The sequence below is a fragment of the bacterium genome, assembly GCA_020440705.1.
Lineage (GTDB): Bacteria > Krumholzibacteriota > Krumholzibacteriia > LZORAL124-64-63 > LZORAL124-64-63 > JAGRNP01.
Genome location: JAGRNP010000145.1, coordinates 1 through 8,493, shown reverse-complemented (window position 1 = coordinate 8,493; position 8,493 = coordinate 1). Strand labels below are relative to the sequence as shown.

The following is an 8,493-nucleotide window of genomic DNA, read 5'->3' as shown; positions in this document are numbered from 1 at the left end:
AGGAGGGCCTGCGCTTCGCCATCCGCGAGGGCGGCCGCACCGTCGGCGCCGGCGTCGTCGCGAAGATCCACGAGTAGGTTTCCCCGGGGGGAGCGCAGGTCGCTCCCCCCGACTTCGATAGGCAACGAACACCCGCAAGGGTCAGGCGACAGGCGAGCAGGCGCGGACACGGGACGTGGAAGCGACGCTGGAGTAGCCATCGCGAGGAGAGAACGTGGCACGACAGAAGATCAAGATCAGGTTGAGGGCTTACGAGGCCGCGGTGCTGGACCGCTCGGCGGAGGTCATCGTCTCCACCGCCCTGAAGACCGGCGCCCTGGTGCGGGGTCCCATCCCCCTGCCGACCCGCAAGTCGATCTACACGGTTCTGCGCTCGCCGCACGTGGACAAGAAGTCCCGCGAGCAGTTCGAGATGCGCATCCACAAGCGGCTCATCGAGATCGAGAACTCGACGCCGCAGACGACCGAATTCCTGAAGAAGCTGACCCTCCCGGCCAGCGTGGACGTCGAGATCAAGGTTTGACCTGATCTCCGGTGATGTCCGCGCGCGGCGCGGTGGTCAGAGGGAGCAGAGACAATGATCGGATTGATCGGAAAGAAACTCGGCATGACCCGGACGTTCCAGGAGGACGGCCGCGTGGTCCCGGTGACGGTGATCCAGGCCGGTCCCTGCGTGGTGACCCAGGTCAAGAACGAGGCGACCGACGGCTACAGCGCGGTCCAGATCGGCTTCGGCCACAAGAAGCCGAAGAACACGCCCATGCCCATGCAGGGCCACTTCCGCAAGGCGGGCACCGAGCCCCGGCACACGGTGCTCGAGTTCCGCATGGACGAGGGCCATGAGTACAGCCTGGGCGACACGGTCGACGTCTCGGTCCTGGCCGAGGCGGGCAAGGTCGACGTGACCGGCACCACGAAGGGCCACGGGTTCTCCGGGCCCATCAAACGGCACGGACACCACCGCGGCCCCGCGGCCCACGGTTCCAAGAACGTGCGCATGTCCGGCTCGATCGGTATGCACACCGAGCCGGGTCGCGTGCTGCCGGGCAAGCCCATGGCGGGCCAGTACGGCAACAAGCGCGAGACCAAGAAGAACCTGACGATCGTCGCGGTCGACCAGGAGAAGAACCTGCTGCTGGTCAAGGGCAGCGTGCCCGGGCACAAGAACGGCATCGTTTACATCCGGCCGAGTCGGTAGAGACGCGGTAGCTGACCGGGTCCGACAGGACCGGAACGGGACGAGGTAAAGGACAATGGCAACGGCAAAACTGTACAGCGGCGCCGGCGAGACGAAGGGCACGGTGGAGCTTCCCGCCGCCCTTTTCGAGCAACCGGTGCGCAAGCAGGCCCTGTGGGAGGCCGTGCGGAACTACCTGGCCAACCAGCGCCAGGGCACGCACGACACCAAGACCCGGGCCGAGGTGAAGGCGACCAGCGCCAAGATGTTCCGCCAGAAGGGCACCGGCCGCGCCCGCATGGGCTCGATCGCCAGCCCGTCGCGGGTCGGCGGCGGTATCGCCTTCGGCCCGCATCCGCGGGACTACACCTACGTGCTGCCCCGCAAGATCAAGCGGGTCGCCCTGGTGAGCGCCCTGAGCGACCGGGCCGGGCACGAGCGCGTGAGCGTCGTCGAGGACTTCGCGATGGATGCGCCCCGGACCCGCCAGATGGCGAGCATGCTGGCGGCCATGGCGCTGCCCGGCCGGCACACGCTGCTGGTCGTCGACCGCGAGGGCGACAACCTCTACAAGAGCGCCCGCAACATCAAGGGCGTGCGCGTGCTGCGCGCCCACGAGCTGAACGCCTACACGATCCTGTGGGCCGACAACCTCGTGTTCACCCAGACGGCGCTCGCGGGCGCCGAGGAGGTGTTCGGCAAATGAAGGACCTGAGCAAGGTCATCCGCCGGCCCCTGATCACCGAGCAGGGCGCGACGATGCGGGAGATGCACAACCAGTACTACTTCGAGGTCGCCCCCGAGGCCAACAAGCAGGAGATCCGTCAGGCCGTGGAGCATTTCTTCGGCGTGAAGGTGACCCAGGTGCGCACGATGAACTGCCGCGGCAAGGTCAAGCGCATGGGCCGATTCACGGGTAAGCGGGCCGACTGGAAGAAGGCCATCGTCACACTGGCCAAGGACGACTCCATCGACATGTTCGAAGTCGTCTAGGCAGAGGAGCAGGATCAATGGCAATCAGGAAACTCAAGCCCGTGACGCCGACCCAGCGTTTCCGGACCGTCGCGGACTTCAGCGAGATCACGACCTCCACGCCGGAGAAGTCGCTGCTCGAGCCGCTGAAGAAGAACGGCGGGCGCAACAACCGCGGCCGCATCACGGTGCGTCATCGCGGCGGCGGCCACAAGCGCCGCTACCGCATCATCGACTTCAAGCGGAACAAGCACGACGTGCCCGCCAAGGTCGTCAGCATCGAGTACGATCCGAACCGCAGCGCGCGCATCTGCCTGCTGCAGTACGTCGACGGCGAGAAGCGCTACATCCTGTGGCCCAAGGGCGTGCAGGTGGGCGACCAGATCCTCGCCGGCCAGAAGACGCCGTTCAACGCGGGCAACGCGCTGCCGCTGGAGAGCATTCCCCTCGGCACGCTGGTGCACAACATCGAGCTGAACATCGGCAAGGGCGGCCAGATGGCCCGCTCGGCCGGCTCGTTCGCCCAGGTCATGGCCAAGGAGGGCGAGTACGTCACCCTGCGCCTGCCGAGCGGCGAGGTGCGCATGGTCCACAAGCGCTGCTACGCCACCATCGGCGAGGTGGGCAACGCCGAGCACGAGAACGTCGTGAGCGGCAAGGCCGGCCGCACCCGCTGGCTGGGCCGCCGCCCGACGGTGCGCGGTGTCGCCATGAACCCCGTCGACCACCCGCACGGCGGCGGCGAGGGCCGCACCAGCGGTGGTCGTCATCCGGTCTCGCCGTGGGGCCAGCTGGCCAAGGGCTTCAAGACCCGTCGCAAGCAGCCGTCCGATGCGTTCATCGTTCGTCGCCGCAAGGGCAAGAAGTAGATCCGTAACCGGAGGAAGTCGGTAAGATGTCGAGATCGATCAAGAAGGGGCCTTTCGTGGACGAGCACCTGCTGTCCAAGGTCGAGGACCTCAACGGCAAGAGCGAGAAGCGGGTCATCAAGACCTGGTCGCGTCGCTCGACGGTCGTCCCCGAGTTTCTGGGCCACACGATTGCCGTGCACAACGGCAAGCAGTTCGTGCCCGTGTACATCCAGGAGAACATGGTGGGACACAAGCTCGGTGAGTTCGCTCCGACGCGGACCTACCGTGGTCACACCACGAAGAAGTAAGCGGAGGTTTTGCTGATGGAGGCACTGGCATCCACCAAACACGTCCGGATCTCGGCCCGGAAGGCCCGCCTCGTGGCGGACCTCATCCGCGGCAAGAGCGTGGACGAGGCGCTGGGCATCCTGGCCCTGACGCCGAAGAAGGCCTCGCCGATCATCAAGAAGGTCATGCTCTCGGCGGCCGCCAACGCCCGGTTCAAGAACGAGGGCGAGGCGGCACTGGCCAACGAGCGGATCATCGTCAAGGAGATCCGGATCGACGAGGGCCCGACCATGAAGCGGATCCGTCCGCGGGCCCAGGGCCGGGCCTACCGCATCAACAAGCGGACGAGCCACATCAAGGTTGTCGTCGAGGCCTAGGGCCCCGCGACCGGGGAAACCCGGATGATCAGGTGATTCAAGTCGGGCCCGAACCCGGGGCGCGACACGAGGAAGGAAGACCATGGGTCAGAAGACACATCCGATCGGATTCCGGTTGGGAATCGTCAAGGACTGGAACTCGAGCTGGTTCACCGACAAGCATTTCGCTGACTGGCTGAACGAGGACCTCCTCCTGCGCAAGTACGTCATGGCGCGTGTCGGCAACGCCGGCGTGGAGTCGGTCAAGATCAAGCGCTTCCGCGAGAAGGTGAACATCATCATCGCGACCAGCCGCCCCGGTGTCGTCATCGGCAAGAAGGGCACCAAGGCCGACCAGCTGCGCGCCGAGCTCCAGAAGATGATCGGCAAGAACGTCAAGCTGGACGTGGAAGAGGTCAAGAAGCCCGAGCTGAGCGCGCCCCTGGTCGCCGACCACATCGCCGCCCAGCTCGAGGGCCGGGTCGCCTTCCGTCGCGCCATGAAGAAGGCCATCGCCACGGCGATGCGGATGGGTGCCAAGGGCATCAAGATCCGCTGCGCCGGCCGCCTCGGCGGCGCCGAGATGGCCCGCATCGAGTCCTATCACGACGGCAGTGTGCCCCTGCACACGCTGCGTGCCGATATCGACTACGGGACCAGCACCGCCCGCACCCAGTACGGCGCCATCGGCGTCAAGGTCTGGATCTGCAAGGGCGAGATCTTCCCGGCCGAGTTCAAGGAACAGCTGCGCAAGCAGGTTGTCGAGCAGCGCGCCTAGGCGCCCACGCTCCAAGAGAAGAGGACGATAGACCATGTTGATGCCGAAGCGCACCAAGCACAGGAAGATGTTCAAGGGCCGCAACCGGGGTATGGCCCGGCGCGGCGCGACCATCGCCTTCGGCGACTACGGCCTGCAGGCCGTGGGCGCCGGCTGGATCACCAGCCGCCAGATCGAGGCCACCCGTGTGGCGATCACGCGGCGCATGAAGCGTGTGGGCCAGGTCTGGATCCGGATCTTCCCGGACAAGCCCATCACCATGAAGCCCGCCGAGACCCGCATGGGCAAGGGCAAGGGCGCGCCGGAGTACTGGGTCGCGGTCATCAAGCCGGGCCGGATCCTCTTCGAGATCAACGGCGTCGACCTCGAACTGGCCAAGAAGGCCCTCAGCCTCGGCGCGGCGAAGCTGCCGTTCAAGACGCGCATCGTCAGCCGGACGGGAGAGTAGGACATGAAGAAAGCCCATGAACTGCGGGACATGCCGATGGAAGAGCTCGAGAGCCTCCTGAAGGAGAAGTCCGAGGAACTGATGAACGCGAGGATCCAGCTCAACATGCGTGCGCTGGACAATCCCCTCCAGGTGCGCAACATGCGCCGGGAGATCGCGGTGATCAACACTGTCATTACCCAAAAGCGGGCCGCCCAGTAGGACACGGTCGGTGACGGGGCGCCGCGGCGCCCGCGCCAGGGAGTTGAATCGAATGGCTAACACGGAACGAAACCTCAGGGCCGTCCGGATCGGCGAGGTGGTCTCGGCGAAGAACGACAAGACCGCCATCGTCAAGGTCAGTCGCCGTTTCCCGCACCCGCTCTACAAGCGGATCATCACGCGGACGGCGAAGCTGGTCGCCCACGACGAGAACAACGAGTGCGGGGTCGGCGACACCGTCAGGCTGATGGCCGTTCGCCCCATGTCCAAGACCAAGCGCTGGCGGGTCGCGGAGATCCTCGAGAAGGCCAAGTAGCGAAGTGTCGCAACCGTCGCCGTGCTCCGGTGCGGCGTGGCAAGGAATGGAACAATGATTCAGGAATCCACACGACTGACTGTCGCGGACAACTCGGGGGCCAAGACCTGCGAGTGCATCCGCGTGCTGGGCGGGACCCGTCGGCGCTACGCCCGGGTCGGCGACATCATCATCGCCGCCGTGAAATCGGCCATTCCCAACGGCAACGTGAAGAAGGGCCAGGTCGTCAAGTGCGTCGTCGTGCGCACCCGGAAGGAAGTCGGCCGCAAGGACGGTTCCTACATCCGGTTCAGCGACAACGCCGCGGTGATCCTGGCGGAGAACGGCGAGGAGCCCGTGGGCACCCGCATCTTCGGCCCGGTGGCCCGCGAGCTGCGCGACAAGCGCTTCATGAAGATCGTCTCGCTCGCGCCGGAGGTTCTGTGATGCGCATCAAGAAGAACGACAAAGTGCGCGTGGTGGCCGGCAACGACCGCGGCAAGGAGGGGAAGGTCCTGAAGGTCTTCCCGGGCTCCGGCCGGATCATCGTCGAGAAGGTGAACATGATCAAGCGCCACACGCGTGCGTCCAAGGACGTGCCGCAGGGCGGGATCATCGAGAAGGAAGGCCCGATCAACGCGTCCAACGTGATGCTGGTCTGCCCGAACACGGGCAAGCCCACGCGCATCGGCAAGGACGTGCTCTCGGACGGCAGCCGCGCCCGCGTCAGCAAGAAGAGCGGCGAGATGCTGAACGACTAGTCCGCTCGGACGGGTTGTCGGAAATTCGGCTGGAAATCGGGGCACGGTGCCCCGGAAGGCAATGAGGCGGCGTCGGCCGCTGGAGGAAAACAATGGCTGCAGCCACCAAACCCCGCCTGCGGGAACTGTACGAGAGCAATGCGGTCTCGGCCCTGCAGGAGAAGTTTGCGTACAAGTCCGCGATGCAGATCCCGAGGCCCGTGAAGGTCGTGATCAACATGGGACTGGGCAAGTCGCACACCAACCCGAAGATCCTCGAGACGGCGTGCGCTGAGCTCGAGACGATCACCGGGCAGAAGGCCGTGCAGACGAAGGCCCGCAAGTCGATCTCGAACTTCAAGCTGCGCGAGGGCATGGCCATCGGGGCCCGCGTGACCCTGCGCGACCGGCAGATGTGGGAGTTCCTGGACCGGTTCATCAACGTGGCCCTGCCGCGGATCCGGGATTTCCGGGGCGTGCCGACCCGCTTCAGCGGCGCCGGCGACTACACCCTGGGCCTGAAGGACCAGCTGATCTTCCCGGAGATCGAGTACGACAAGGTCGACGAGCCGCGCGGCATGAACGTGACCATCGTCACCACCGCCACGAACGACGAGGAAGGCCGCGAACTGCTGCGCCTTCTGGGTATGCCCTTCCGGCGCTAGCCGGACGAAGGAGGATTGAGTTTTGGCCAGGAAATCTTTGATTGCCAAGGCTAACAGGAAGCCCAAGTTCAAGGTGCGGGCTTACAACCGGTGCCGGCGCTGCGGTCGTCCCCGGGGTTACATCAGGCACTTCGGCATTTGCCGTATCTGTTTCCGGCAGCTCGCCCTGAGCGGCGACATCCCGGGTGTCACCAAGGCCAGTTGGTAAAAAGGCAGGAGCGGACGCGATGAGCATGACCGATCCCATTGCGGATATGTTGACCCGGATCCGGAACGCCACGCAGGCGGGCCACCGTCGGGTCGAGATCCCCGCTTCGAACCAGAAGCGGGCCATGGCCCAGGTGCTCAAGGAGCAGGGCTACATTGACAAGTTCGAGGTCCTCGAGGACAACGCCCAGGGTACGCTGCGGCTCTTCCTGAAGTACTACTCCAGGGACGGCAAGCGCATCGGCGTCATCGAGGGCATCCGTCGGGTGAGCCGTCCGGGCCGCCGCATCTTCGCGGGCAAGGACAACATCCCGAAGGTGTGCGGCGGGTACGGCATCTCCATCCTGTCGACGAACGAAGGTATCCTGACCGGTCACCAGTGCCGCATGCGCAGCATCGGCGGCGAGGTGCTCTGCGAGGTCTGGTAGTCGCCGTGCGGCCCGGCCGCCGGTTCACGTATTGCGGAGGAAAGAGCAATGTCTCGGATTGGTAACAACCCGATTCCCATCCCGAGCGGGGTCACCGTCAGCATCGACGGCACCACCTCGACGGTGAAGGGGCCCAAGGGTGAGCACAAGCAGCACATCCCCGCGGGACTGTCCTTCGAGGAGAAGGACGGCCAGCTGACGGTCGTGCGGCCCGACGAGAGCAAGACCACCAAGGCCCGCCACGGGCTGGTCCGGGCGCTGATCGCCAACCAGGTCACCGGCGTGACTGAGGGCTTCACGAAGAAGCTGGAGATCATCGGTGTCGGTTACCGCGCCCAGGTCAAGGGCCAGGTCCTCGACCTGCAGCTGCAGTACAGCCACCCGATCGAGTACCCGATTCCCGCGGGCATCGAGATCAACTGTCCGGACGCGACGCACATCGACGTCACGGGCATCGACAAGCAGCAGGTGGGCCAGGTGGCCGCCGAGATCCGCTCCTACCGCAAGCCCGAGCCCTACAAGGGCAAGGGCATCCGGTACGTGGGCGAGCAAGTGATCCGCAAGGCCGGCAAGGCCGCGGGCAAGTAGCCGGGCGACCGGTCACAAAGAGGTGAACCAATGAGCAGTGTCGCGAGCAAGCGGATCCGGATCCGGAAGCGGCGGAAGATTTCCATCCGCAAGAAGATCGCCGGGACCGCCGAACGGCCCCGGGTGACCGTCACCCGCAGCCACAAGAACATCTACGCCCAGGTCGTCGACGACGATGCGCGGGTGACCCTCCTGGCCAGCAACGGCAAGAAGGCCGCCGCCGCCGCCGAGGTGCCCGAGGGCATCGCCGGCAAGTGCGCCATGGCCTACAGCGTCGGTCGCGACGTCGCCGCGCAGGCGAAGGAGAAGGGGATCACCAGCATGGTCTTCGACCGCAACGGTTATCTCTACCACGGGCGTGTCGCCGCCCTGGCCCGCGGGCTCAGGGACGGCGGAATCGAAGTCTAGGTCTCACCGGCCGCGCGGCCGCCGCAGGGAGCGGGGGTCCGGGCCAGGACAGGAGCAATGCAGATGGCGGAATTTTCGAATCAACGACCTG

19 protein-coding genes are annotated in these 8,493 nt (G+C 65.7%); all 19 read left to right on the top strand.

Translation table 11 applies throughout. From position 1 onward, the window contains the following. A partial coding sequence (locus tag KDM41_15890) for an elongation factor Tu (GenBank protein ID MCB1184908.1) occupies positions 1-77 on the top strand: 77 nt, incomplete at its 5' end. A 137-nt stretch (positions 78-214) separates the two neighbouring features. Further along, positions 215-523, top strand: coding sequence for a 30S ribosomal protein S10 (gene rpsJ, locus KDM41_15885; GenBank protein MCB1184907.1), 309 nt, complete (start codon positions 215-217; stop codon positions 521-523). Positions 524-577: 54 nt separating this feature from the next. Beyond that, positions 578-1,198, top strand: coding sequence for a 50S ribosomal protein L3 (gene rplC / locus KDM41_15880; GenBank protein ID MCB1184906.1), 621 nt, complete (start codon positions 578-580; stop codon positions 1,196-1,198). A gap of 55 nt (positions 1,199-1,253) precedes the next feature. Beyond that, on the top strand, positions 1,254-1,883 hold the full coding sequence (gene rplD / locus KDM41_15875; protein MCB1184905.1) for a 50S ribosomal protein L4: 630 nt from the start codon (positions 1,254-1,256) through the stop codon (positions 1,881-1,883). After that, the gene (gene rplW / locus KDM41_15870) at positions 1,880-2,170 is read left to right on the top strand and encodes a 50S ribosomal protein L23 (protein ID MCB1184904.1); all 291 of its coding nucleotides are present in this window, start codon (positions 1,880-1,882) and stop codon (positions 2,168-2,170) included. Before rplD ends, rplW begins: the two co-directional genes overlap by 4 nt. A gap of 17 nt (positions 2,171-2,187) precedes the next feature. Beyond that, on the top strand, positions 2,188-3,018 hold the full coding sequence (gene rplB, locus KDM41_15865; protein MCB1184903.1) for a 50S ribosomal protein L2: 831 nt from the start codon (positions 2,188-2,190) through the stop codon (positions 3,016-3,018). Between the two features lie 26 nt (positions 3,019-3,044). Beyond that, the gene (gene rpsS / locus KDM41_15860) at positions 3,045-3,308 is read left to right on the top strand and encodes a 30S ribosomal protein S19 (protein MCB1184902.1); all 264 of its coding nucleotides are present in this window, start codon (positions 3,045-3,047) and stop codon (positions 3,306-3,308) included. A 15-nt stretch (positions 3,309-3,323) separates the two neighbouring features. Further along, the gene (rplV, locus tag KDM41_15855; GenBank protein MCB1184901.1) at positions 3,324-3,665 is read left to right on the top strand and encodes a 50S ribosomal protein L22; all 342 of its coding nucleotides are present in this window, start codon (positions 3,324-3,326) and stop codon (positions 3,663-3,665) included. A gap of 82 nt (positions 3,666-3,747) precedes the next feature. Beyond that, positions 3,748-4,422: a 30S ribosomal protein S3 gene (gene rpsC / locus KDM41_15850; protein MCB1184900.1), complete on the top strand. Its 675-nt coding sequence runs from the start codon at positions 3,748-3,750 to the stop codon at positions 4,420-4,422. A gap of 34 nt (positions 4,423-4,456) precedes the next feature. Beyond that, positions 4,457-4,870 (top strand): 50S ribosomal protein L16, encoded by a 414-nt coding sequence (rplP, locus tag KDM41_15845; protein ID MCB1184899.1) that lies wholly within the window; start codon positions 4,457-4,459, stop codon positions 4,868-4,870. A 3-nt stretch (positions 4,871-4,873) separates the two neighbouring features. Continuing rightward, positions 4,874-5,071: a 50S ribosomal protein L29 gene (gene rpmC / locus KDM41_15840; protein MCB1184898.1), complete on the top strand. Its 198-nt coding sequence runs from the start codon at positions 4,874-4,876 to the stop codon at positions 5,069-5,071. A gap of 52 nt (positions 5,072-5,123) precedes the next feature. Beyond that, positions 5,124-5,387 (top strand): 30S ribosomal protein S17, encoded by a 264-nt coding sequence (gene rpsQ, locus KDM41_15835; protein ID MCB1184897.1) that lies wholly within the window; start codon positions 5,124-5,126, stop codon positions 5,385-5,387. Positions 5,388-5,441: 54 nt separating this feature from the next. After that, the gene (rplN, locus tag KDM41_15830) at positions 5,442-5,813 is read left to right on the top strand and encodes a 50S ribosomal protein L14 (protein MCB1184896.1); all 372 of its coding nucleotides are present in this window, start codon (positions 5,442-5,444) and stop codon (positions 5,811-5,813) included. Beyond that, positions 5,813-6,127 carry a 50S ribosomal protein L24 gene (gene rplX, locus KDM41_15825; GenBank protein MCB1184895.1) on the top strand — a complete coding sequence of 105 codons (315 nt, stop codon included), beginning with the start codon at positions 5,813-5,815 and terminating at the stop codon, positions 6,125-6,127. Before rplN ends, rplX begins: the two co-directional genes overlap by 1 nt. 92 nt (positions 6,128-6,219) lie before the next feature. Then, the gene (rplE, locus tag KDM41_15820; GenBank protein ID MCB1184894.1) at positions 6,220-6,771 is read left to right on the top strand and encodes a 50S ribosomal protein L5; all 552 of its coding nucleotides are present in this window, start codon (positions 6,220-6,222) and stop codon (positions 6,769-6,771) included. Positions 6,772-6,793: 22 nt separating this feature from the next. Then, positions 6,794-6,979, top strand: coding sequence for a type Z 30S ribosomal protein S14 (locus KDM41_15815; protein MCB1184893.1), 186 nt, complete (start codon positions 6,794-6,796; stop codon positions 6,977-6,979). A 19-nt stretch (positions 6,980-6,998) separates the two neighbouring features. Then, complete coding sequence (gene rpsH / locus KDM41_15810) at positions 6,999-7,406, top strand: 30S ribosomal protein S8 (GenBank protein MCB1184892.1); 408 nt, start codon at positions 6,999-7,001, stop codon at positions 7,404-7,406. A gap of 48 nt (positions 7,407-7,454) precedes the next feature. Continuing rightward, positions 7,455-7,994 (top strand): 50S ribosomal protein L6, encoded by a 540-nt coding sequence (gene rplF, locus KDM41_15805; GenBank protein MCB1184891.1) that lies wholly within the window; start codon positions 7,455-7,457, stop codon positions 7,992-7,994. Between the two features lie 30 nt (positions 7,995-8,024). Next, the gene (locus KDM41_15800; GenBank protein ID MCB1184890.1) at positions 8,025-8,402 is read left to right on the top strand and encodes a 50S ribosomal protein L18; all 378 of its coding nucleotides are present in this window, start codon (positions 8,025-8,027) and stop codon (positions 8,400-8,402) included. Positions 8,403-8,493: the final 91 nt, after the last annotated feature.

Coding starts and splice junctions, on each gene's coding strand:
- rpsQ (MCB1184897.1), top strand. CDS start 5,124: ATGGCTAACACGGAACGAAACCTCAGGGCCGTCCGGATCGGCGAGGTG.
- rplD (MCB1184905.1), top strand. CDS start 1,254: ATGGCAACGGCAAAACTGTACAGCGGCGCCGGCGAGACGAAGGGCACG.
- rplB (MCB1184903.1), top strand. CDS start 2,188: ATGGCAATCAGGAAACTCAAGCCCGTGACGCCGACCCAGCGTTTCCGG.
- rpsS (MCB1184902.1), top strand. CDS start 3,045: ATGTCGAGATCGATCAAGAAGGGGCCTTTCGTGGACGAGCACCTGCTG.
- rplW (MCB1184904.1), top strand. CDS start 1,880: ATGAAGGACCTGAGCAAGGTCATCCGCCGGCCCCTGATCACCGAGCAG.
- rpsC (MCB1184900.1), top strand. CDS start 3,748: ATGGGTCAGAAGACACATCCGATCGGATTCCGGTTGGGAATCGTCAAG.
- KDM41_15800 (MCB1184890.1), top strand. CDS start 8,025: ATGAGCAGTGTCGCGAGCAAGCGGATCCGGATCCGGAAGCGGCGGAAG.
- rplE (MCB1184894.1), top strand. CDS start 6,220: ATGGCTGCAGCCACCAAACCCCGCCTGCGGGAACTGTACGAGAGCAAT.
- rplN (MCB1184896.1), top strand. CDS start 5,442: ATGATTCAGGAATCCACACGACTGACTGTCGCGGACAACTCGGGGGCC.
- rplF (MCB1184891.1), top strand. CDS start 7,455: ATGTCTCGGATTGGTAACAACCCGATTCCCATCCCGAGCGGGGTCACC.
- rplV (MCB1184901.1), top strand. CDS start 3,324: ATGGAGGCACTGGCATCCACCAAACACGTCCGGATCTCGGCCCGGAAG.
- rplC (MCB1184906.1), top strand. CDS start 578: ATGATCGGATTGATCGGAAAGAAACTCGGCATGACCCGGACGTTCCAG.
- rplP (MCB1184899.1), top strand. CDS start 4,457: ATGTTGATGCCGAAGCGCACCAAGCACAGGAAGATGTTCAAGGGCCGC.
- rplX (MCB1184895.1), top strand. CDS start 5,813: ATGCGCATCAAGAAGAACGACAAAGTGCGCGTGGTGGCCGGCAACGAC.
- rpmC (MCB1184898.1), top strand. CDS start 4,874: ATGAAGAAAGCCCATGAACTGCGGGACATGCCGATGGAAGAGCTCGAG.
- rpsH (MCB1184892.1), top strand. CDS start 6,999: ATGAGCATGACCGATCCCATTGCGGATATGTTGACCCGGATCCGGAAC.